At 69.3% G+C, this 22,712-nt stretch carries 22 protein-coding genes; 9 read left to right on the top strand and 13 right to left on the bottom strand.

Annotated elements, in window-relative coordinates:
- Positions 1-294: 294 nt before the first annotated feature.
- Entirely contained in the window at positions 295-1,047 is a 753-nt protein-coding gene (locus ACWD1U_RS11220) for a GntR family transcriptional regulator (protein ID WP_451106507.1), read from the bottom strand.
- Between the two features lie 252 nt (positions 1,048-1,299).
- Positions 1,300-1,509: a hypothetical protein gene (locus ACWD1U_RS11215; protein WP_451106505.1), complete on the bottom strand. Its 210-nt coding sequence runs from the start codon at positions 1,507-1,509 to the stop codon at positions 1,300-1,302.
- A 62-nt stretch (positions 1,510-1,571) separates the two neighbouring features.
- Here ACWD1U_RS11215 and ACWD1U_RS11210 point away from each other — a divergent pair, with 62 nt between their 5' ends.
- Entirely contained in the window at positions 1,572-1,793 is a 222-nt protein-coding gene (locus tag ACWD1U_RS11210; protein ID WP_451106503.1) for a DUF2283 domain-containing protein, read from the top strand.
- Positions 1,794-1,829: 36 nt separating this feature from the next.
- Here ACWD1U_RS11210 and ACWD1U_RS11205 read toward each other — a convergent pair whose 3' ends face one another.
- Positions 1,830-1,991, bottom strand: a complete 162-nt coding sequence (locus tag ACWD1U_RS11205) for a hypothetical protein (RefSeq protein WP_451106501.1) — start codon at positions 1,989-1,991, stop codon at positions 1,830-1,832.
- 273 nt (positions 1,992-2,264) lie between these two features.
- Between ACWD1U_RS11205 and ACWD1U_RS11200 the strand changes: the two genes are divergently transcribed.
- A complete protein-coding gene (locus tag ACWD1U_RS11200; protein WP_451106500.1) occupies positions 2,265-3,845 on the top strand; it encodes a S8 family peptidase in 1,581 nt (526 codons plus the stop codon).
- Positions 3,846-4,157: 312 nt separating this feature from the next.
- Positions 4,158-5,762 (top strand): SDR family oxidoreductase, encoded by a 1,605-nt coding sequence (locus tag ACWD1U_RS11195; RefSeq protein WP_451106498.1) that lies wholly within the window; start codon positions 4,158-4,160, stop codon positions 5,760-5,762.
- Positions 5,763-5,889: 127 nt separating this feature from the next.
- Here ACWD1U_RS11195 and ACWD1U_RS11190 read toward each other — a convergent pair whose 3' ends face one another.
- On the bottom strand, positions 5,890-6,513 hold the full coding sequence (locus ACWD1U_RS11190) for an arsenate reductase/protein-tyrosine-phosphatase family protein (protein WP_451106496.1): 624 nt from the start codon (positions 6,511-6,513) through the stop codon (positions 5,890-5,892).
- Positions 6,514-6,882: 369 nt separating this feature from the next.
- Between ACWD1U_RS11190 and ACWD1U_RS11185 the strand changes: the two genes are divergently transcribed.
- Positions 6,883-7,386 carry an LPXTG cell wall anchor domain-containing protein gene (locus tag ACWD1U_RS11185; protein ID WP_451106494.1) on the top strand — a complete coding sequence of 168 codons (504 nt, stop codon included), beginning with the start codon at positions 6,883-6,885 and terminating at the stop codon, positions 7,384-7,386.
- 296 nt (positions 7,387-7,682) lie between these two features.
- Here the strand turns inward: ACWD1U_RS11185 and ACWD1U_RS11180 are convergent, their stop codons facing one another.
- Positions 7,683-8,723, bottom strand: coding sequence for a GDP-L-fucose synthase family protein (locus ACWD1U_RS11180; protein ID WP_451106492.1), 1,041 nt, complete (start codon positions 8,721-8,723; stop codon positions 7,683-7,685).
- Between the two features lie 292 nt (positions 8,724-9,015).
- Between ACWD1U_RS11180 and ACWD1U_RS11175 the strand changes: the two genes are divergently transcribed.
- The 4 genes from ACWD1U_RS11175 to ACWD1U_RS11160 all read left to right on the top strand — a co-directional run bounded on the left by ACWD1U_RS11175 (position 9,016) and on the right by ACWD1U_RS11160 (position 13,646).
- Positions 9,016-9,669 carry an SAM-dependent methyltransferase gene (locus tag ACWD1U_RS11175; protein ID WP_451106490.1) on the top strand — a complete coding sequence of 218 codons (654 nt, stop codon included), beginning with the start codon at positions 9,016-9,018 and terminating at the stop codon, positions 9,667-9,669.
- Between the two features lie 69 nt (positions 9,670-9,738).
- Positions 9,739-10,782, top strand: coding sequence for a GDP-mannose 4,6-dehydratase (gene gmd / locus ACWD1U_RS11170; protein ID WP_451106489.1), 1,044 nt, complete (start codon positions 9,739-9,741; stop codon positions 10,780-10,782).
- Positions 10,783-11,449: 667 nt separating this feature from the next.
- Positions 11,450-12,895: a hypothetical protein gene (locus ACWD1U_RS11165; protein WP_451106488.1), complete on the top strand. Its 1,446-nt coding sequence runs from the start codon at positions 11,450-11,452 to the stop codon at positions 12,893-12,895.
- A gap of 16 nt (positions 12,896-12,911) precedes the next feature.
- The gene (locus ACWD1U_RS11160) at positions 12,912-13,646 is read left to right on the top strand and encodes an FkbM family methyltransferase (protein WP_451106486.1); all 735 of its coding nucleotides are present in this window, start codon (positions 12,912-12,914) and stop codon (positions 13,644-13,646) included.
- Positions 13,647-13,686: 40 nt separating this feature from the next.
- On the opposite strand, the gene ACWD1U_RS11155 is transcribed toward ACWD1U_RS11160, so the two are convergent.
- The 8 genes from ACWD1U_RS11155 to ACWD1U_RS11120 all read right to left on the bottom strand — a co-directional run bounded on the left by ACWD1U_RS11155 (position 13,687) and on the right by ACWD1U_RS11120 (position 21,784).
- Positions 13,687-15,162, bottom strand: a complete 1,476-nt coding sequence (locus ACWD1U_RS11155) for an oligosaccharide flippase family protein (RefSeq protein ID WP_451106484.1) — start codon at positions 15,160-15,162, stop codon at positions 13,687-13,689.
- A gap of 79 nt (positions 15,163-15,241) precedes the next feature.
- Complete coding sequence (locus ACWD1U_RS11150) at positions 15,242-15,970, bottom strand: hypothetical protein (RefSeq protein WP_451106482.1); 729 nt, start codon at positions 15,968-15,970, stop codon at positions 15,242-15,244.
- The gene (locus tag ACWD1U_RS11145; protein ID WP_451106480.1) at positions 15,967-16,758 is read right to left on the bottom strand and encodes a class I SAM-dependent methyltransferase; all 792 of its coding nucleotides are present in this window, start codon (positions 16,756-16,758) and stop codon (positions 15,967-15,969) included. Before ACWD1U_RS11145 ends, ACWD1U_RS11150 begins: the two co-directional genes overlap by 4 nt.
- 145 nt (positions 16,759-16,903) lie before the next feature.
- Complete coding sequence (locus tag ACWD1U_RS11140) at positions 16,904-17,803, bottom strand: glycosyltransferase family 2 protein (protein WP_451106478.1); 900 nt, start codon at positions 17,801-17,803, stop codon at positions 16,904-16,906.
- 17 nt (positions 17,804-17,820) lie between these two features.
- The gene (locus tag ACWD1U_RS11135; protein ID WP_451106476.1) at positions 17,821-18,477 is read right to left on the bottom strand and encodes a hypothetical protein; all 657 of its coding nucleotides are present in this window, start codon (positions 18,475-18,477) and stop codon (positions 17,821-17,823) included.
- 156 nt (positions 18,478-18,633) lie between these two features.
- Positions 18,634-19,839, bottom strand: coding sequence for a glycosyltransferase family 4 protein (locus ACWD1U_RS11130; RefSeq protein ID WP_451106474.1), 1,206 nt, complete (start codon positions 19,837-19,839; stop codon positions 18,634-18,636).
- Entirely contained in the window at positions 19,836-20,786 is a 951-nt protein-coding gene (locus ACWD1U_RS11125; RefSeq protein ID WP_451106472.1) for a WecB/TagA/CpsF family glycosyltransferase, read from the bottom strand. Before ACWD1U_RS11125 ends, ACWD1U_RS11130 begins: the two co-directional genes overlap by 4 nt.
- Positions 20,783-21,784 (bottom strand): UDP-glucuronic acid decarboxylase family protein, encoded by a 1,002-nt coding sequence (locus tag ACWD1U_RS11120; RefSeq protein WP_451106471.1) that lies wholly within the window; start codon positions 21,782-21,784, stop codon positions 20,783-20,785. Before ACWD1U_RS11120 ends, ACWD1U_RS11125 begins: the two co-directional genes overlap by 4 nt.
- A 192-nt stretch (positions 21,785-21,976) precedes the next feature.
- On the opposite strand from ACWD1U_RS11120, the gene ACWD1U_RS11115 reads away from it, so the two are divergent.
- Positions 21,977-22,636 (top strand): sugar transferase, encoded by a 660-nt coding sequence (locus tag ACWD1U_RS11115; RefSeq protein WP_451106469.1) that lies wholly within the window; start codon positions 21,977-21,979, stop codon positions 22,634-22,636.
- The last annotated feature ends 76 nt before the right edge of the window (positions 22,637-22,712 follow it).

The following is a 22,712-nucleotide window of genomic DNA, read 5'->3' as shown; positions in this document are numbered from 1 at the left end:
TAAGGAAACCGCAATGCGCATATGCCCGAGCCTACGCCTAACCTTCACGGAGCGAATACGGCTTTTCACAAAGAGGTACGCAACCAGCCAGTACACAGGGGGCGCACGCCGACGAACGCGCCGCCCGCGTACCCCGATGCCCCGTGTCGCAGGCACAGCGCAGGCGCCGCTCCCGACCTGTGGAAACGACGGCCTGACACGGGGAACGGACCGACCCGGCCGCGGACGGCCGGCACGGCGATCGGATGAGCGGGGCGCGCGGGGAGCGCGCCCCGGGACTGATGTGAGCGTTCGCTACTTGACCGGAAGGTGGTAGGCGACCCGGTACCGATCGGCCGGGATGACCACGTCGGCCGTCTCGACGGCGCGGCCCGAGGCGTAGAACGTGCGCTGGATGACCAGGACCACATGCCCGGGGACACCGCCCAGGACGAGCAGTTCCTCGGCGAGGCCGGGCCGGGCGCCGACCTCCTCCGTGACGTTGTCCACGATCACGTCGATGGCACGCATGCGCTCGACCACTCCCATGCCGCCGACCGGCCCCTCCTCCGGCAGCATCACGGGCGTACGCCCCGTGACGGCGAGCGGCTCCCAGGAGGTGGAGAGCATCATCGCCTCACCGCCCTCGCGAAACAGGTACTTGGTGCACATCACGCGGTCCCCCGGCTCGATGCCGAGCCGCTCGGCGACCGCGACACACGCCTCGGTCTGCTCGCTGCTGGACTCCCAGGTGCCGCGCCCCTCGCCGTCGGCCTGCTCCTGGCGGAACGGCGTGGCCCCGCCGGTCGGGCGGTAGCCGGAGCGGGAGATACGCCGGGGCACGGGCCGCGCGCGCACATATGTCCCCGAGCCGGAGCGGCCCTCCACCAGGCCCTCCGCCATGAGCACCTTGCGGGCCTCCAGTGCGACGGTGTCCGAGACGCCGTACTCCTGGCGGATCCTCGCCTGGGAGGGGAGGCGGGTGTGCGGTGGCAGCTGTCCGTCGACGATCTTCTTGCGGAGATCACCCGCGACGCGCAGGTACGCCGGCTGCTCACCGAATGTCACTGGCCGCTCCCATCGGGTTGTACAGACAGCAACAGCGTGGCAACCGTAGGTTGTGCGGTGCAAGCAAAGGCCAGAGAATCACTCGATGTGATGACATGACGGCCCTGGAGGCTTACGCAGGCACTTTCTCCCCGCTATGGCCGCCGTCACACCTGTTGCCCGGAGTCCGCGCGCTCACCCTCCTCGGACGACGGCGGGGTCGCGGCCGGAGCGAGTGCCTCGCGCGCCGTGACGGTCGTCAGCCCGTCGACCCTAGATGATCTGTCGGAGGCACTCGGGCTGCCGACGGACCGTGTGGGCATGGCGGTGCGGGAATCGCTCGCGGTGCCGGCGGAGACGACGGTCCGTCATCCGCCCCGGGGCTGTGATGGTCGCGCGTACCGTGAAGACCGAGAAGACCCAGGGCACGTCGCCCGGCACGTGGAAGTACACCACCGGCAGGATCTGGGTCGTGATCGACAAGGCCGGCGACATCGTGTCCGCCGGCCGCGAACGAGCCCGATCCCGTTCCCGAGAGGCGAGGCATGCACATCGAGTACGACCGCGAGAACGACACCGCGTACGTCTCCCTCGTCGAGCGCGTCGGGGACGGCGCCGCCGTCCGGCATATCCCCGTCGACGGGGTCGGGGCGGACGCCGAGGTGTTCCTCGACGTGGACGCGTCGGGGCGGCTGCTCGGCATCGAGGTCATCGGCGCCGGCGGTGCGTTGCCGGCCGAAGTGCTGGAGCGGCCCTCCGCGCGCTGACCGTCACCGAGGCGGTCGCCGGCGGAACGGGCCGCGCTACGCCCGCTCCGTCACCCGCCGGCCCGCCTCCGCGTACGCCCGCACCAGGGGCCGCCGGCCGTCCTCCCCGCCGCCCTCGTCCCGGCCGCGCTGGAGGCCGACCCCACGCCGCTGCGCCTGCGCCTCGGCGACGACGGTGTCAGTGCGGTTCTCGGCCATCTCGACCAGGTGCGGGACGAGGTCCTGGCGTGGGAGAAGCGCAGCCGGGACACCGCTTTCGAAGACTGACGGCCCATCACAAGGGTCACGAGGGTCCTGCCTGGCCGTGCAGGGCCCTTGTGCAATTCCCGGCAAGGCATCAATCTTTCGCTGACGCACGGTAGTTGTCGTGAGGTTGTCATGACCACGACCTAACGGAAGTGGCGACCGGCAGCGACCGACGGGCGTGCACCACACCCCACAGCGCACCACCGATTGAGGAGGACCCCTCAGATGGCAGTGATGCGTACTCCCCACCGATCCTCCCGGCGAAGACTGGCCGCGCTCGGCGCGACGGCCACCGCGGCGCTCGTCGCGAGCCTCGTCTCCGCCCTCCCCGCCGCCGCGGTCCCGGCCGCCGCCGAAGGACGCATCCAGTACGAGGGCGCCGCGAACGCCGTCGCCGACAGCTACATCGTCACCCTGAAGACCGAGAAGGCCGGCTCCGCCGAGGGCCGTGCGCTCGCGCGCAAGTACGGCGCCGACATCGAGCGCACCTACACCAAGGCCCTGAACGGCTACGAGGTCGAGGCCTCCGAGTCCGAGGCGAAACGTCTCGCCGCCGACCCGGCCGTCGCCTCGGTGGTGCAGAACCGGACGTTCAGCATCACCGGGACGCAGCCCAGCCCGCCCTCCTGGGGCCTGGACCGCATCGACCAGAAGAACCTGCCGCTGAACCGCTCCTACACCTACCCGGACAAGGCGGGTGAGGGCGTCACGGCGTACGTCATCGACACGGGCGTCCGCATCTCGCACGGCGACTTCGGCGGCCGCGCCTCCAACGGCTACGACGCCGTCGACAACGACAACACCGCCCAGGACGGGCACGGCCACGGCACGCACGTCGCCGGCACCGTCGCCGGAAGCGCCTACGGCGTCGCCAAGAAGGCCAAGGTCGTCGGCGTCCGTGTGCTGAACAACTCCGGTCAGGGCACCACCGCCCAGGTCGTCGCCGGTATCGACTGGGTCGCCCGGAACGCGGTCAAGCCGGCCGTCGCCAACATGTCCCTCGGCGGCCCCGGTGACACCGCCATCGACACGGCCGTACGCAACGCCATCACCGCCGGCGTCACCTTCGTCGTCGCGGCCGGCAACGAGTCGACCAACGCCTCCACCCGCTCCCCGGCCCGCGTCGCCGAGGCCGTCACCGTCGGCGCCACGACGTCGAGCGACGCCAAGGCGAGCTACTCCAACTACGGTTCGGTCCTGGACCTGTTCGCGCCGGGCTCGTCCATCACCTCGGCCTGGAACTCGAGCGACTCGGCGACCAACAACATCTCCGGTACGTCGATGGCGAGCCCGCACGTCGCCGGCGCCGCCGCCCTGCACCTGGCCGACAACCCCGCGGCCACGCCGGCGCAGGTCTCCGCGGCGCTGACGGCCGCCGCCACCACGGGCGTCGTCACCAGCCCCGGCACCGGCTCGCCCAACCGGCTCCTCAACGTCGGCGGCGGTACGACCACACCGCCCGGCCCGCGCTTCGAGAACACCGCCGACCAGGCCATCACCGACAACGCCACCGCCGAGTCCCCGGTGACCGTCTCCGGCGTCCCGGGCAACGCGCCCTCGGCCCTGGCCGTCGAGGTGCACATCGTCCACACCTACATCGGCGACCTCCAGGTCCAGCTGATCGCCCCCGACGGCACGGCGTACACCCTGAAGTCGTACGGCACCGGCGGCAGTGCGGACAACATCGACACCACGTACACCGTGAACGCCTCCTCGGAGACCGCGAACGGCACGTGGAAGCTCCGCGTGAGTGACAACGCCCGCAACGACACCGGGCGGATCGACGGCTGGGCGCTCCAGTTCTGACCGCTCCGCGACCAGGGGGCCGGGCTGGTGACAGCCCGGCCCCCTTCCGCGTCCCGACGGCTGTCTTCGCCGCGGGAGCAACCGTCAAGGTGGGACGCACGGCGTGCCGTCGCGCACCTGAGTCCCTCCTCGCCCCCGGACCCCACGGCCCCGCTCGAACCCCTCGGACGACCGGTGCCGATGCTCCGCCCGGCTGAACAGCCGGCTGCGCCCGGTGTCGTGCATCCGCCGCGGGTGCCGAGGGGGGAGTGTTCGCACCGGGGCCGGCCGTGATCCGGCAGTACGGCGGTGGCGGACCACGGGAGGCAGGACATGACGGCGGACGGACAGCGGGCCGGGCAGCAGTCGCACTGCCTCGTCACCGGGGCGTCCGGGTACATCGGGGGGCGCCTGGTGCCGGAGCTGCTGGAGGCCGGTCACCGCGTCCGGTGCCTCGCCCGCTCACCCGGCAAACTCCGCGACCACCCCTGGGCGGCACATGCCGAGACCGTCCGGGGAGACGTCACGGACCCGGAGTCGGTCGCCGCCGCGATGCGCGGTGTCGATGTCGCCTACTACCTCGTGCACGCCCTCGGGTCCGGCTCCGGCTTCGAGGACACCGACCGGGAGGCCGCCCGGGTCTTCGCCGAGCAGGCGCGGATCGCCGGCGTGCGGCGGATCGTCTACCTCGGCGGGCTCACACCCCGCAACGTCCCCGACCGGTCGCTCTCCCCGCATCTGCGCTCCCGGGCCGAGGTGGGCGGCATCTTCCTCGCCTCACCCGTGCCGGCGACGGTGCTGCGGGCGGCCGTCGTCATCGGCTCGGGGTCGGCGTCGTTCGAGATGTTGCGCTACCTCACCGAACGCCTCCCCGTCATGGTCACCCCCCGCTGGGTGCACACCCGCACCCAGCCCATCGGCGTACGCGACGTACTGCGCTACCTCGTCGAATCGGCCACCATGCCGGACGACGTCAACCGGGCTTTCGACATCGGCGGTCCGGACATCCTCACCTACCGGGACATGATGCTGCGGTACGCCGCCGTGGCCGGACTGCCGCGACGGCTCATCGTGCCGGTCCCCGTCCTCACCCCGGGCCTGTCCAGCCACTGGGTCGGACTGGTCACCCCGGTGCCCGCCTCCCTCGCCCGGCCGCTGACCGAGTCGCTGCGGCACGAGGTCGTCTGCCGGGAGCACGACATCGCCCGCCATGTGCCGGACGCTCCCGGCCTGCCGCTGCCGTTCGACGAGGCGCTGTCCCTGGCGCTGCGCAGGGTGCGGGAGGCGCAGGTCGCCACGCGCTGGTCCTCGGCCTCGGTGCCCGGGGCGCCCAGCGACCCGTTGCCCACGGACCCGGACTGGGCGGGCGGCAGCCTCTACGAGGACGAGCGGCACCGGCCGGTCGACGCCTCGCGGGAGGCGCTGTGGAGGGTGATCGAGGGCATCGGAGGCGACAACGGCTGGTACTCCTTCCCCCTGGCCTGGTCCGTCCGGGGCGTGCTGGACCGGTTCGCCGGCGGGGTCGGACTGCGCCGCGGACGGCGTGACACCGAACGCCTCAGGGTCGGTGACTCGCTGGACTTCTGGCGCGTCGAGGAGATCGAACCGGGTCGTCTGCTGCGGCTGCGCGCCGAGATGCGCCTGCCCGGCCTCGCCTGGCTGGAGATGTACGCCGAGACCGACGACACGGGCCGCACGCGCTATCGGCAACGCGCCCTGTTCCATCCGCGCGGCCTGCTGGGCCACGCCTACTGGTGGGGCGTCGCCCCGTTCCACTCCGTCGTGTTCGGCGGCATGGCGCGCAACATCGCCCGGGCCGCCGCCGACGGCGGGAGCGGACGCCGCCACGCCTGGCACGCCCCGCGCGTCCGAGGGGGCCGCGTCAGAGGAAGAGCCGGGCAGCGGCCGACGGAACCCGAACCACCGCACCACGAGTGACACCATGACCGTCGCGGTCGTCCTGTTCACCCCGGACCTGCGTCTGCACGACCATCCGCCCCTGCGCGCCGCGCCGAACGCGGCCGACGGGAGCGAAGAGCACTTCGATCCGGTGCGTCTTCCCGGCCTATCCGGTCCGCATGGCGGCGGCGATCCGCTCGACGATCTCCTCGATCTGAACCAGACACTCGTGCACCTGTGGTGGAGGTACGCCAAGAGGGTCGTTCACGTCTACGTCACCCGCGCGAGTCGACGCGGCACCACGGCGAGCGGCCGCGCCCCGGACGAGGGTCGCCAACCGTGCGGCCGGATCCACCACGCCTGCGGCGTCCTCCGAACGCACCAGCCGGGCGAACTCACGGAAGGTGAACGCACGGGACAACGCACGCACAGGGGACAGCCGCACAGCGGCCTCACGATGCTCCGTCGCAGCGCCCAGCACCAGGTCCGCGTTCTCGACCATCTCCTTGGTCAGTCGGCGGGAACCCATCCCGCAGGGCTGCACGCCACGCCCGAGGAGGAAGGAGGCGACAGCAGCCGCCATCGGCGTACCCGCGACGGCCCGGGTGCCGGCACTGCTCAGATGGAGCACCTGCCGATGATCGAGCAGTCGGTGCCTGAGCAGGAACTCGGCGAGCGGAGACCGATAGACGTTGCCGGTGCACACCACAAGTACGCGGAACGGGGGCACACACCCTCCAGGAGGGGAAGAAGAGGAGACCAAGACGTACGGCGCGATGTCAGTATTCATCCGGCATCTCCGCCGGGTGAGGACTTCGAAGAGCGTTTCTCCCCGACTGTGGTGTTCGGGCCGCAACGTGCCGCATCACCGCGTTCGCCCCTGCACCACCAGCGATGACCGGCCCTTGGCCGATCGGGTGCCGCCGCGGCTCACGCCAGACGGGGAACCCGGACCCTCGGTGGACCGCATGGCACATATCAGGCGCCTTCGCTCCCCGTGCCCGGCGACTGGCGGCCAATCCGGTGATCTGAATCCGCCATACAGTGCTTTGCCGCCTGAACAGGCTTAGCAGCTGCTATTCGGCGCTATCCATGTACATACCGTACTCGCGGGTCGGACCATGCCGTCGCCCGATTCCATTTGAGGAGCGTGAATGCGATGACGGCCTCATCGAAGTGTCGTGCCGCCTTCGCGACCACGGCAGCCGCCGCTGTCCTGGCCGCAGTCCCAGTCGTAGGGGCTCAACCTGCCCATTCCCAGCCGTATCCCCCAGATGCCCCGAGCCTGACCCTCACCGCCACCACCGTGGACGCGGGGGGTGACCTCGGCTTCACCGGGACCGGGTTCGATCCGAACGAGGGGGTGGACGCATTCCTCTTCTCGAAGCCGGTCAAGCTGGGCCACTTCACAGCCGACGCAAACGGCACGGTGGAGGGCACCGTCACCATCCCCAAGTGGACCGATCCGGGTAAGCACATCTTCCGCCTCAAGGGAGAGGAATCGAAACTCAAGCTCTCGGCCAAGATCATCGTGAAGCCGCACAAGCCTCACCTCGCCGACACCGGTGAGGACAACACGTCCGTTCTGCTTGGCGGAGCCGCAGGGCTGCTGGCGCTCGGAGCCGGCACGATGATGATCGTCCGACGACGGAAGCAGAACTGACCACCCACTCCATCGGGCAGCTGCGAAGCCCGTAGCGCCACCGGCGGCCGACAGCGGACCTCCGACGCGTGACCTCACGTCGCCGTCGGGGTATCCGCCATCGGCCGCTGCCGCTTTGACCTCCTGAAGCAGCCCCCGGGAGGCGGTCGAAGCCGAGGCGGCCGGAGCCCGGTGCGGCACAGCGAGCAACCCCCCGTAGTGACCCGGGATCCCGCCTTCCAGAGGGAGGCGCCCTCGCACACTTCGACGGGAAGCCCGGTGGGCTGAGCCGGCCGACGTGCCGCACCGGCCAGGAGTCAGTGCCGCAGCGTGCCGGACCCGAGGTTCTCCGCATACCAGGCGTACGTCCGGGCGATTCCTTCTCGCAGGCCGATACGAGGAGCCCAGCCGAGCGCGGTGAGCCGGGATACGTCGAGGAGCTTGCGCGGGGTACCGTCCGGCTGCTTCGTGTCCCACTCGACGCTCCCCCGGTATCCGACGGCGTCCGCGACGAGCTCCGCCAGTTCCCGGATGGTCAGGTCCGTACCGGTGCCGACGTTGACCGGACTGTCCGCGTCGTAGTGCTCGATCAGGTGCAGGCACGCCCGTGCCAGATCGTCCGCATGGAGGAACTCCCGGCGAGGCGTGCCACTGCCCCAGTTCACCACCCGTCGCGCACCCGACTCCCGCGCCTCGTGGAAGCGCCGCATCAGGGACGGCAGCACATGAGAGTGCTCCGCGTGGAAGTTGTCACCCGGCCCGTACAGATTGGTCGGCATGGCGGAGATCCAGGGCAGACCGTACTGGCGTCGTACCGCCTGCACCTGAAGAATACCGGCGATCTTGGCGATGGCGTAGGCGTCGTTGGTCGGCTCCAGAGGACCCGTCAGCAGCGCCTCCTCGCGGATGGGCTGCTCGGCGAACTTCGGATAGATGCAACTGGACCCCAGGAACAGCAGCCGCTGCACGCCGTGCTCCAGGGCCGCGTCCAGCGTGTTCACCTGGATGCGCAGGTTGTCGGAGAGGAACTCGGCGGGCCGGGTGGCATTCGCCTTGATCCCGCCCACTCGCGCCGCGGCCATGACGACCACCTCCGGGCGCATGGCCGCGAACCAGTCGAACACCGCCTGGCGCTCCCTCAGGTCCAGCTCCGCCGAGCCGGGCGCGACCACATCGAGGAACCCCGCACGCCCAAGCTCCCTGCGCACCGCCGAACCGACCAGCCCCGAACCCCCGGTCACGAACACGCGCGCCGAGCGGTCGAGGGGACGGTGCACCCTTTCGTCCCGCGGCGCGGCACGGTCGTTCACCGCCGAGGTGAACGGGACTGTGGCACCGGTATCAGTACAGGCGGTCATGAGCCTCGATGCCCTCCTTCACGGACGGTGCGGCAGGAGCCGCCACCTCCGCACGGCCTTGGGAACGGAACGCCTGTGAGCTAAATGGAACCAACATGTAGTACCTGAAAACGCGACACAACACCATGATGCGGATGATAGCCCTGATTTCCGTATTCTTGCCGGGTGCCGGAAGTGCCGGAGACGCCTGAGTCCGGGGGCGTATCTGTCCGTCCTGACGGCTCTGCCGAAAGAGAAGGCGCGTGACCGTAGAGACGGGATCGCCGCACGACACCGGCCAAGAGGAAGCAGCATGTTGAAGACGAAGATCGCCGATCCCACGAGGCCTGGGTCCCTTGCGCACGCGGCTCGCGCCAAGCGCTGGGACGAACTGCTGCGATGCTTTCCCGACCTGGCCGAGATGCACGTTCTCGACCTCGGCGGCACACCGACCGCCTGGCGTAACGCACCTGTCCGGCCGGCGCACGTCGTGACCGTCAATCTCGACCCGCGCACTGCCCGGCATGCCGAGTCCCAGATCACGCCGGTCGTCGCGGACGCGTGCGGCCTCTCGCTGCCGACGCACATGGTCACCCGGCGATTCGACCTCGTGTACTCGAACTCCGTCCTGGAGCACGTGGGAGGGCACTACCGGCGCAAGCAGTTCGCCGACACGGTGCACAACCACGCGGACCACCACTGGGTACAGACCCCCTACCGCTACTTCCCCGTCGAACCCCACTGGCTGTTCCCAGGGCTGCAATGGCTCCCGTTCCGGGCTCGCGTCGCCGTGTCCCGGCACTGGCCGCACGGACACGTCCCACGCGCGGGTCGTGCGCAGGCAACCCGCGACGTCCAGGAGGTCGAGCTACTGACCGCGGCCGAGATGCGGTCCTACTTCCCTGCTTCCACCCTCTGGTTCGAACGCTTCGCCGGACTTCCCAAATCACTGGTCGCGAGGAAGTGAGCCATGCCAGCCGACCTTCCCCGCTCGAGTGCGCTTTCCAGCCCCCACGGCCCCACAGAAGGAGTCCGAATGACGGAAAAGACCGCCCTCATCACCGGCATCACCGGCCAGGACGGCTCCTATCTCGCAGAGTTGCTGCTGCAGAAGGGGTACGTGGTGCACGGAATCGTCCGCCGCGCCTCGACCTTCAACACGCAGCGCATCGAGCATCTCTACCGGGATCCGCACGACCCCGAGGCGCGCCTCTTCCTGCACTACGGCGACCTGACCGACGGAACCCGGATCGCGGGGCTGCTCGAACGGCTGCGGCCCGACGAGGTCTACCACCTGGCCGCCCAGTCCCATGTACGGGTGTCGTTCGACGAGCCGGAGTTCACCGGGGACGCCACCGGGCTGGGCACCACGCGGCTGCTCGAGGCGATCAGGACGACGGGCCTGCCCTGCCGGTTCTACCAGGCGTCGAGCTCCGAGATGTTCGGCGCCTCCCCGCCGCCTCAGCGCGAGGACACCCCGTTCCACCCGCGCTCCCCGTACGGGGTCGCGAAGGTGTACGCGTACTGGGCGACGCGCAACTACCGGGAGGCGTACGGCATGTACGCGGTCAACGGCATCCTGTTCAACCACGAGTCTCCTCGCCGTGGCCCGACCTTCGTCACCCGCAAGGTGGCCACCGCGGCGGCACGCATCAAGGCCGGCCTGGAGGAAGTCGTCTACCTGGGCAATCTCGACGCCCGACGGGACTGGGGATACGCGGCGGAATACGTCGAGGCGATGTGGCGGATGCTGCAACAGGACGAGCCGGACGACTACGTGGTCGCCACCGGCATCAGCTACAGCGTGCGCGACTTCGTCGAGCAGTGTTTCGCCCATGTCGGCCTCGACTGGCGCGACCATGTGCGGTTCGACGAGCGATACCTGAGGCCGACCGAGGTGGACGACCTCGTCGGAGACGCCTCAAAGGCCGAGCGGATCCTGGGATGGCGCCCGAAGGTGCGGGCCCCGGAACTGGCCCGCCTCATGGTCGACGCGGAGATCGCGGTCCTGTCCCCGGCGCCTGCCGCTCCGGTCGGTGCGTCCGCCGCTCCGACAGCGCTGGAGTTGGTCGGGCCGTGACGCCTGCCGGGTGCCCTGCTCCACCGAAGGTGGCCGTCCTGACGCCTGTCCCAACCGCCGGGACAGCACTCCGGCAACCCTGGCGTCGTTGGACGGGCAGCTCGGACTGCCGCCCAGGACAGCCCTGACCGTGCACCTCGTCGACGCCGGAAGCACCGACGGAACCGGCGCCGCCGTGCGCGCCGCCTTTCCGGGCACCGATGGGTGGTCAGGGCGGATCCCGGTGTGTCCCGGGGTACGGGCACGGCCATGGCGGCGGCACGAGCGGACCCCGGCGCCGGACCGCGGGCACGGAAGGCCGGCGTCCCGGTTCTGCCGGCTCCGGGGCACGGGTGTCCGTGACGTCCAACCGCCGTTCGCCTCCGGCACTTCGCGGGCCACCGGGATCACGGTCCGCACGGCGCCTCCTCGGGCGCCATCGGTGCGGGACCCCAGGCCATGGTGGCGCTCGAGGTCCGGTCGCCGCTCCTCTTCTGTTCCCCGTATGCGAAGACACCGGTCCCCGCAGTGCGGACGAGACGATCTCCGGCCGGCGGCGCACCCGCGCCGCCATCCCCACAGCCGGTGACGAACAATCACCTGCCCCTGGTGAAGCGCTCCCTCACAGCCACGGCCTGCTGCCGCGTGCTTCCGCCTCCGGCTCACCACCCCCCAGGAGGGACCAACGGTGCACGACCTGGCCGTCGCCTCGGACATCACTCAGACCCTCTTCGTGGGACTGGTGCTCTTCGGCGTCCTGTTGTGGATCTTCACACAGCACTGCAACGCCGCCATCGGTCTCCTCCTGGGCGTACAGGTGTGGATGATCGTCGCGGATGGAAAGATCCCGGTCCTCGATGTCGGCGCGAACATCCAGCCAAGTGATGTGCTGGCCGCCTGCGCCATGCTGGTGGGCGGCGCCCGGCTGCTGCGGCGGTCGGTGCCGCCCCGGGCCGAGTTGCTGCTCGTACTGGCGGTGATGTGCCTCATCGCATGGTCGATCCAGCGGGGAGTCGGCGCATGGGGTCTGCAGACCGCCGCCAACGACGCCCGCGTCTACTTCTGGCATGTCTTCGCCTCGGCCCTGTACGTCGCGACCGCGCCCCTGCATGCGGGCAGGGCCCGGGCCGTCGTGCGGCTGTGGCTGGCCTCAGCCGCCGCGTACGCCGCGCTGAGCCTGTTCGGATGGCTGGACACGGGACTGCATTCGGTCGTCGACGCCGCCACCGTGGGAGGGGAGATGCACGACCCCAGGCCGGTGCCGGCCAGGTCTGCTCTGGTCCTCGCGCAGAGCGCGGTGCTCTTGCTGTGCCCGTTGGGCGGGGGCTCGTCCGCTCCGGCCACGACCGCGGAGAGCAGCCCGGGGCCAGACCGGCTGGGGCGGAAAGGCCCGCCGAACGGCGGCCGCGGCAAGATCCTGCCGGCGCTGCTCTGTCTGGTCTTCGTGGTGCTGCTGCAGCACCGGACCGTCTGGGCGACCACGATCGTGATGGCGGTCGTGTGGTGGGCGCTGGTTCCGGTCCGCGCAGGTCAACGTCTGGCCTACGCCGCAGTCGCCGTGCTGTCGTCGTGCGTGGTCGCATTGACGTTCGCCACCAGCGTGTTCCGCGGAGTCGGCAGCGTCCTCGCCGACTCCTTCGCGGAGACCCAGGACGCGAACAGCACCTTCTCCTGGCGGGTTCTTGGCTGGCAGGAGCTGATGGACGGGCCCAAGACCCTGACCGAATGGCTGCTGGGCAGTCCGTTCGGCTCCGGCTACGACCGGTGGGTCGGAGGCGTGGTGATCTCCGTCTCCCCGCACGACTACTACCTGCACGTCGTGCTTCGCCTGGGCGTGGTCGGACTGCTCACGCTGCTGACCTTGTACGTTCTCTTGTGGCGGCAGCTCGGTCGCGGCGGGAAGGGCACGCTGGCACTGCGTCTGGTGGTGGTCTCCCAACTCGTGCTCTTCGTCTCGTACGCTCCGTTCCCCGAGCAAGGGGTCCTCCTCGGGCTGTGTCTGTGGCGGCTGCGTGCCGACGCGGCAGGCCGGTTCAACGACGTGCGGAGGAAACCGTTCGTCACCCAGCAGAGAGGTGACACGGAAAAGGAGCGGATCGGGAATACGGTGAATACCGTGAAGGAACCGAAGTAACCCCGACAATGGGGCCATGACTCTCCTTCATCGCGTCCGTGCAGCCGCTCAGCGCGTCGGCCTTGATGTGAATCGGTTTCCGCAGTGCTCACCCGATTACCGCGTCGTGCAGCTGATTCTCCGCAGCCGCGTCGATGTGGTGCTCGACGTGGGGGCGAACCGTGGTCAGTACGGAACGATGCTGAGGCGGCTCGGGTACCGGGGAAGAATCGTCTCGTTCGAGCCGCTCCACGAGCCCTTGCGGACGCTGCGCCGCCGTGCCGCGGCGGACCCGCTGTGGAAGGTGTTTCCGTATGCCCTCGGTGACAGGAATCGCAACGTCGACGTCAACGTAGCCGGTAACGGATGTGCCAGCAGTTCGGTACTGCCCATGTTGCCCAGGCACGCTGAGGCCTGCCCGGAATCCCGCTACGTGGACGTCCAAGAAACCGAGCAGTTTCGCCTCGATGACATCTGGCCGCAAGTGGCCGAGCCCGAGGAGCGCGTGTTCCTGAAACTCGACGTCCAGGGATATGAGGGAGCCGTCCTGGAAGGGGCCGCGGGCCGCGTCGGTCAGTGCGCCGGACTGCAGATGGAAGTCTCGTGCGTCCCGCTGTACGAGGGAGGCCTGCTCCTGGAAGACGCGCTGCGCATCGCGCAGCGCCGGTACGGGATGACCCTGGCCGCACTGGTGCCCGGCTTCAGCGACAGCCGGACGGGGCAGATGCTGCAGTGCGACGCGGTGTTCCTTCGTGATGTCGCGCGGGCATGACCGCAGCATCACGACGGCGGTGCAACTCGGCCGCCCGTGATCAACACGGTCGGTCGGACGGGTCCGTGGCCGAGGACGGCGGAGGCGGGGAAGTGAACCCTCTCCGGTTCCGCAGCAGGCCTGTGGCGACAGCAACCGTGAACACGGGAATCCAGCCACGCAGAAGCACGCACACCAGGACGACCGGCAGCATGGCGACCAGGCCGTATCCCAAGGCCGCTGCCGCGGGACGGTCCGCGGAACCGATCGCGGCAGCGCCGCCGAGTGCAGCACCCACGACCAGGTGCACCCCGTGCATGCGCAGGGCGGCGCCGGCCCGCATCAGGCCGGACCGGTGCCAGGCCGCCAGCTGCACGAGATGGCCCACCACTTGTCCCACGGCGGCCGCACCCGCCACCAGCAGAAGGTCCCGCGCGAACGCGGCCGCGGCAACCCCTGCCACGGTCGCGACGACCGTGGCCGTCAGCGTGCCGAGCATGACCCGTGGTGCGTTCCGTACCTGGTCGACCAACCCTCCGCAGTAACACAGCAAGGTCATGGCCGCCGCCGCGGACAGGACAGGCACCAGCGCCAGGGCGGGCTTCCAGCCCGGTCCCAGCAGCACGCCGAGGACCGTCGGCCCGATGCCTGCCGTGACGCCGAATCCGATGAACGCCACGGCCGACGCCGCACACAGCGTTCGCTCCACGTCCTGGCCGAAACGGAGACCCTCGGCGCGCCGCTCGGCGAGCAGCGGAGTCACGGCCCAGTTGATCCCTTGGTACAAGAACGTCAGAAGCAGTCCCGTGAACAGGGACGCTCGGGAGTACAGTCCCGCGGCACCCGGGCCGAGCAGTCGGCCCGAGACCCACAGCGGGATGTTGTTGGTGATGAACTGCCCCAGGCTGTGGCTCGTCATGAATCCCGAAGGGGCGAGGAGATCGCGAGCCCTGACCGGTGGTCCGGGAGGCAGATGGCGACGAGCGATCCAGGCCGTGCCCACGGACAGGGCCACGGCCGCCGCGACCGGCTGTGCGAGAGCCAGTCCGTAGGGGCTCCAGCCGCATACGAGGAGACCTGCCGCCGTTGCCACACCCACCGCATGGCCCAGCGCCTCGGCCAGCACCGCCATCCGGGCCGCACCCGCACGACGCATGGCCGTGACGGTCACATTGGCGCTCGGCTGCACGAGGAACACGCATGCCAGCAGGCGCGCCATGACGGTGAGGTCCGGCATGTGGAAGAAGGAGCCGAAGACCGGGGCCACCGCTTGCACCACAAGGAAGCACACGGCGCCGGAGACCATTCCCAGACGCCGGGCGGCGCGCACGAAGGGCAGGGTCAGGCGCTCCGACCGGAGCACGCAGGCGGACAGTCCGGCGTTGGCGAAGTAGCCGAAGAACGGCACCACGGTCAGCGTGATGGCGTAAACGCCGTAGGCATGGGCATCCACGGCGCGGGCGGTGTAGGCCGTGTAGCCGAGTTGGAGCAGCACGACCACCACGGAACCGGCAATGTTCCAGCGCAGGTTGATCACGGCTGACCGAGAGGCGGTTTCCGAAGATCGGTGCTGGGCGGAGGCGGTCGCACGGTGAGCCCACGACATGTCCGGGAGTTCAGCCGTTCACGATGCTCTGCCGGGTGAGTTCGCCCGCCCGCAGGCTGGAGAGCGCGTCCACTTCCGGGGCCATCTCAGGGCTCGCCAGGACGATGCATCCCCGCTTCGCGCCGGTCTCGTCGGCCGAATCGCACTTGGGGTAGAAGGCCTTCCAGCCAGGGAGCGCGGGGAGGTAGTTCACGTCCAACGGGATTCCGTGGTACGAGGTGAACTGATAACCGGGGTCGCCCGGTACGCGGAAGTCGTCGATCATCACGATCGCTCTGCTCCAGCGCGCCTCGATGATCTCCAGTTCCTGGTAGCGAGGCACGTCCTCCTGCCAGTGAGCATCGAGATAGAGGAGCAGCGTGGGGTTTCCGGGCCGCTTCGAGAGGATGTGCAGCATCTTCCGTGAGTCTGCGTGATGCAGTCGGATCCCCGGAAGGCCGCGGCATTTCACCGTGGCGTATCTGTAGAACCTCTCCTCGATCTCGGCGGAGTGGACGGGCAGTCCGGAGATGTCACTCAGGAACCTCGTCGTGGTGCCGCGGAAGGAGCCGGTCTCGACGATCTCATCGAAGCTGATCGCCGCCAGCAGTTCGCGGACGATCTCCTGGCGCTTGAGCTGCCCGTTGAGCGGCCCCAGTTCAGGCAGGCTCAGGCGTGGAAACAGCAGATCCGTCCGGAAGGAGATCGCTGCGGGCAAGGCGGCGCTGACCTTGATGTAGGCCCGCTGTGAAAGGTTCACCGTCCGCTCCGATGTGTCGGGTCGCCGGCCGGCTTCACCACCACCGCGACCATCATGTTCCCGAACCGGTTGACTGGCCGCAGCACTTGATAGATGGCTTTGCCCACTGTCAGACGCCAACGTTCCGGGAAGCGGCCCGCTACCTTGCCGACGGCGAGGCCGTGATCCCATAGCCTGCGGAGCAGCACGACGGCCTGCGGGCACAGGAGGTAGCTTCGGGTGGCCTGGTTCACGAGCGAGCGATTCCACCGGAAGACATAGTTGACGAATTCTCCTTGCCGCTCCCATTCGGTGCCGATGAGTCTGCCCACCAGACCGTCGTGCGGCTCGATCACGATGACGGCTTTCCGGGCCACCCGTAGCATCTCCGTGAAACCCAGGACCGGGCGCGGCAAGTGGTGCAGACCATCTTGGACCAGGACCAGGTCGTAACTGGAGTCGGGAATCTCGGCCATGTTCTCCGCGTTCAGAGGCATGGTCCGAATCTTCGGTTCCAGGGTGCGGCAGACTTCGAGTGCCTCTTCGGACAGATCGCTGACCGTGACGTCAGTGAACCCGCTGCGGCTGAGGAAGACGCCTTCTCCGCCCACACCGCCACATACGACCAGAACGCTCTGTCCTGCTGGATCGAGCAGTCCCCTCTCGCGCAGCATGCGCAGAGCGATGTGCATGCGCCGATCGCGCAGAAAACGGGTCAACGGATCGCTGGTGACGTGGAAGGACCAGTTGTCCCGGTTGCTGCAGATTTCCGCTGTCGCGGCACGCTGCATATCAATTCCGCTTCTCACGGTTCCTCCTCCGCAGCGCGTGGTCGCCCACGCCGCATCAGTTTGTCATGGTTGTACGCAATGCCCCCGTCTCACGCGCCGCATGAACATGGAGTCGGGATGGCCGGCCGCCGGGCGATCGGAGTTTTTCCAGACTGCTTCGGAACTACCTGACACGGACCCGCGCTCCACCGCGCATTCGGACGAGAGCCGCACCGGCCAGGAGTCGCGCGTAGGGCGAGAGCCAGTACACCGGCCACACGAAACCGGCGTGCCGCCGCGTGAACCGCAACCAACTGCCCGGTGGAAGGCCCTTGGGGGCGCGCGCCAGACGCATCCTCTCCCGGACGGGCAGCGCGGGGTCGGTCCAGTTCCCCGCTGTGGGGTTGCGCGCACAGGTGCCCAGTGTTCCTGGGGCGACCCAGACGGCACATCCGTGGCGCCCGGCGCGCAGGCCGTAGTCGAAGTCGGCCAACCCGTGGCTGAAGCCCGCGTCGATCTGCCCGACACGCTGGACCACGGCACGGGGAATCAGCACCAGGTTCCCGTTCATGGTCTCAGCCCGAACCGGTCTTTCGGCGGGAGCGACCGTGGTGAAGTGCACCGGGCGCAGACGGCTGCGCCGGTGAACACCCGAGTACGTCACCGCGCCGGTGTGCGGATCACGCAGACCGCCCACGACGATCAGGTCACCCTTGTCCGGACCGGACAGCGATGCGTAGGTCCGGAGCAAGCCCGGCAGCGCCCCGGGGTCCAAGGTCACGTCGTCGTTGAGCCAGAGGAGGAAGTCGTAGTCGCCCGCGGCCGACGCCGCGAGGGCCATCGCCTTCGCCCAGAACAGCTCGCCGCTGCCCTGGAGCACATGGATGTCCGGCCATACCTCGCGGGCAGCGTGCGCGGTGCCGTCGGTGCTGCCGTCATCGGTGAGCACGACACGCACGGAGACCTCGGGTCCGCCCTGCCCGATCAGCGACCGCAGGCACCGGACCGTGGTCTCGCGACGGTTGTGACAGGCGATCAGCACCACCACCCGGGTGGTTGGTGCCGTCGACCACGCCAGGGCCATCTCTCCTGGTCCACGGCTCACCGTCTGGGCACTGCGAGAGTTTCGGCGCGACGCACTTCAGGGAGCTCGGACACCTGCTGTGCGACGCCCGGGGCGGTCAGCACCACGCAACCGCGGCGGCGCCCGCTCTCCATGCTGGACGGGCAGTTCGGCCAGAACGTGTCGTAGGGCGCGACCGTCTCTCCCAGATACTCCATCGACAGCTGCAGGTCGCCGTAGGTGTCGAATTCGTAACCGTCGTCGTCGGGAACCTTGAAGTCGTCGATGACGATGACCGAGTCCGTCCACGCCTTCGTGATGATGTCGACTTCCTCCCGGAGGGGAAGATCCTTTTCCCAGTGGGCGTCCAGGTAGAACAGGACCCGCGATCGAGGGAACCGGGCGTCGTCACGCAGCGTCCGCAGAGCGTCCCGGGAATCCTCGTTGAGTACCCGGACCTCTGGATTTCCACGGAATCGTCTCTCGGCGCAGCGCGCGAATCCGCGATTCTTTTCGACGGTGAACACCGGAGCGCCGGACAGGTGCCACAGGAACTGCGTCGACCCTCCGCAGTAGGTACCGGATTCGAAGATCGCCCGAGGCTGGAGCTCGCGGACCAGGGAACGGAACAGGTTCTGCCGGAATCGCTGCCCGTTCATGGCGGCGGGCCATGGGCCGTAGAGCCATGGCCGCATGGTGCGGATGGGCTTGGTGACCGAGCGCCGGAGTCGAACGGGCAGGACGCCGTATGCACGCGGATTCGTACGTCGGTCTGCCGGCCTTGGAACAGTCATTTCACTGACACCCTTCATGGAATCGGCTCGCCGGTCTGCGAAATTGCTCAAGTCGGCTCACACGCTCCTCCCGAGCATATGCAGCAAACCGTCACAGAAACGCTCCGCCATGCCGTCCGCCGTATAGTCGGCGGCGTCCTCGCGGCACGCTTCACGTAGGGATTCCAGGCGGGAGCGGTCGCTCAGTACTTGCTGCACCGCCACCGCATAGGCCTCCGGATCGTCTCGGCTGACCACTGCGTTTCGCCCGTGCTCCAGGTATTCGAACTCGGGCGCGTGCCACGGCCAGTCGGTGGTGACGATGGGTGTCCGGAGGGCGAACGAGTCCACCGCGCACAGTCCCACACGTCCGGGCATCAGCATGACGTCCGATACGGCTCCGAGCAGCGCGACGTCCTGTCCGGCGCGGTGGCCGAGAGCCACCACCGGGCTGTCCGGGGCGGAGGCCACGGCTTCCACCAGGGGCCGGTCGACACCGTCTCCGGCCACCAGCAGTTTGAAGCCCGGCAGGCCGGTCGCGATACGTCGCGCGCATTGGAGCAGGAAGGGGATCCGCTTCGGGGCGTCAAGGCCCCCCACGTACAGGGCTGTTCGTCCTGCTTCGAGGTGGTGGCGTTCGCGCAGCGCGGCGGCTGCGGCATGTTCGGGCGTGCCCTGGATATCCGCGCGGTCACGCGTGACGGTCAGCTCCGTGGTGTCCACGGAGTTGCGCAGGACGGTGATCCTGTCGCGGGGGAAGCCCCGCGAGGCGACGTGTGAGGCTCCCCCCTCGGTGTAGGCGAAGAACCAGGCGGCCTGCCGCGTGAGGGCGTCCTTGGCGGCTGCTTGGAGCTGACTCGTCTTCTTGGTGTAGGTGCGGCCGTGGCCCCAGAACGCGACCCGCGGAGGGCGGCCACCGGCCCGTCGGATCAGCTGACGCAGCAACAGCGGGTAGGCCTCCAGATTTCGCAGTGCCTGTTCGAGCACCACCGCATCTGCGGAAGCGGCACGGTCCGTCACCTGACGCCAGAGAAGGGACCGGCCGCCAGGGGCGGGCAGCCGTCGCGAAGGCACCTGTACCGCGCAGGCGCAGGGAGCGGCATCGCGTCGGGCCGCCTGCTGCGGTGGCACGAGCCCGTACAGGACTTCCAGGGCAACACCCCTGGAGTTCAGCCGGTCCTGCAGGTGATTGAAGAACGACGTCCGATAGCCGGGGACGTAGGGCTGTACCACGACGACACGCCGCCGGGCAGTCTCTCGGGGTCTCACCGGAGTGATCGTCATGGCCGTACCTCAGGAACGATGTCGGGAATCTCCCGGCCCTGGCCGACGAGTCGGCCCGAATTCAGGCGATCGGAAGCCGCGTGCACCGCACCGCCGTCCGCTCGCACGGGGCGAGCCGCCTGACGCACCACCCCTTGGACGAAGCGCGCGTTGCCGAACAGGTACCGGCGCCACAGGCGGCGGGGTTCGCAGCCGAGACGGAACAGCCATTCCAGCCCGTTGTGCCGCATCCAGTGGGGTGCCTGCGGTTTGTTACCGGCGACGAAGTCGAAGGCCGCGCCCACGGCCACGGCCACCACGGGCAGTGCGTCGCACAGTTCGGCCGCCCAGCGGTCCTGCTTGGGCGTGCCGAGTCCGACCCAGACGATGTCCGCCGCGGCGGTACGGATTTCCTCCACCTGCTGCCGCCGTTCGTGGACGGTCAGGGGCCTGAAGGGCGGGGAGCAGGTGCCGACGATCCGCGCCCCGGGATAGCGCCGCCGCAGCTCCCGGTGCAGCGCGTCGAGCACCTGGGGCGTGGAGCCGAGAAGGTAGTGGTTCAGGTCCGTGTGCTGAGTCAGGGCGAAGACGTCCGTGAGGAGGTCGGGGCCGTAGACCCGTGTGCCCGGGAGTGTGGCGCTCGGGTACAGCAGCCGGTTGGCCCACACGACCGGCTGCCCGTCGGGGAGGTTGAGGCAGGCCGAGCGGAGGATGCCGAGCAGTTCGGGGTCCCGGTCGGCGAGGGCGAGCGTGTAGGCGTTGGACAGGTGTACGTCACTGCCGCGCCGGATACCGGAGGCGTCGGGTCCGTCGGTGAGCCCATGGCGTGCCTCGCGCATCCGGCCGGCCAGGTGCACGACGTGGCGGGCCGCGCTGTCGCGGGTGTGCGCGGTGATGGGCACACCGAGGCACTCGACCACGGGAGCCGCCGTCACCGATGTCGTCCGGCTGCTCGCAGGGGCGGTCATGAGCGGGCTGCTTCACGGCTCGGCGTGGATCCGGCGGGCCGCGCGCCGCTCCCGGCGGACTCCCCGAGGGCCAGACGCCGGCGGAAGTCGGTGATGGTGTCGCACAGGCCGCGCTCCACGGGAGTCGTGGGCTCCCAGTTCAGCAGCTCGCGGGCCAGGGTGATGTCCGGACGCCGTCGCTCGGGGTCGTCCTGGGGACGGGGGGCGAGCGTGATCTCGGAGCGGGACCGGGTGAGCTTGCCGATCCACTGCGCCAGCTCCAGCATGGAGACCTCGTGGGGATTGCCCAGGTTGACGGGTCCGCAGTGGTCGCCGGCCAGCATGCGCAGCAGGCCTTCGACCACGTCGTCGACGTAGCACAGGGACCTGGTCTGGCTGCCGTCGCCGGTGACCGTGATCGGCTCCCCGAGCAGCGCCTGGCGGATGAAGGTGGGGATCGCCCGTCCGTCGTCCGGGCGCATCCGCGGCCCGAAGGTGTTGAAGATGCGCACGATCTTGGCGTCCACACCGCGGCTCCTGCGGTACGCCATCGTCAGTGCCTCGGCAAATCGCTTCGCCTCGTCGTACACCGAACGCGGGCCCACGGGGTTCACATGTCCCCAGTAGCTCTCCGGCTGAGGATGGATCAGGGGGTCGCCGTACGTCTCCGAGGTGGACGTCAGCAGGAAGCGGGCGCCCTTGGCGGCGGCCAGGTCCAAGGCGTGCCAGGTACCGGCCGAGCCCACTCGGAGTGTCTCCAGAGGCAGTCTCAGGTAGTCCGCGGGCGAGGCTGGTGAAGCCATGTGGAAGACGGCGTCCACCGGCCCCGGCTCGTCCATGCCCTGGGTGATGTCCCAGTGGCGGAACTGGAAGTGCCGGTCGCCCATCAGGTGCTCGATGTTCTCGGGGCTGGAAGTCAGGAAGTTGTCCACGCAGACCACTTCGTGGTCCGCCTGGAGCAGCCGCTCGCACAGATGGGAGCCGATGAACCCGGCCCCGCCCGTCACTACTGCACGCATGCAGGTCCTCTCGGCCGCCCCGCCCAGCCTGGTGGACGAGGGCAAGCTTCGGTGTCATTGCCGAAGCTCGGATTGATGTCGTGTTTCTATTCATTGGTCAGGAATCGACCGAATGAGACGTCGTGCGGGTCGAAATTCCCCTAGCCAGGGCACGTTTCACCCGTTCTGCCGCAGGAAGCGAAGGGGTGCGGAATGCCGGTATCCACCGCGAAGACGGCTCATCGCCAGCCGGCTCCGCGTGAGCGGGCGCACTGGGGAGTCCGGGCGGCCAAGCGGTCCATCGACTGTGTGGGCGCCGCCGTCCTGCTTCTGTTGGTGGCTCCGGTGCTCCTGGCCGCCGCCGTCGCGGTGAAGCTCGACACTCCGGGCCCGCTGCTGTTCCGCCAGCGCCGTACCGGCTGGCGGGGCAAGGAGTTCCACGTCCTCAAGTTGCGGACCATGCGCGTGGGTTCGGAGCGGTTGCGCGCGGCCATGGAGGTGCGCAACGAGGCGGACGGCCACCTCTTCAAGATCCGCGAGGACCCGCGGGTGACCGCGGTCGGGCGGTGGTTGCGCCGTTACTCCCTGGACGAGCTGCCGCAGCTGGTCAATGTGCTGCGGGGACAGATGTCCCTGGTAGGCCCGCGCCCGCTCCCGGTCGTGGACTCGGCGTTCACCGGGGAGGCCCGCCGCCGCCTGCTGGTCCGACCCGGCATCACCGGACTGTGGCAGGTGAGCGGACGGTCCGACCTCGCCTGGGACGACGCCCTGCGCCTGGATCTGGAGTACGTCGACACCTGGTCGATCAGGCTGGACCTGGCGATCCTCTGGCGGACCCTCCCCGCCGTGCTGCGCGGTGACGGCGCCTACTGAGCCGGGGCCCGCGCGTCGTACACAGGGGTCGCACGTCCACATCCGGCGCCCGGAGGGCGTTGCCCAAGGGCGGGCC

This window comes from Streptomyces sp. NPDC002788, assembly GCF_053592115.1.
The sequence above is the reverse complement of the archived record's forward strand: the minus strand, read 5'-3'. Positions and strand labels throughout refer to the sequence as shown.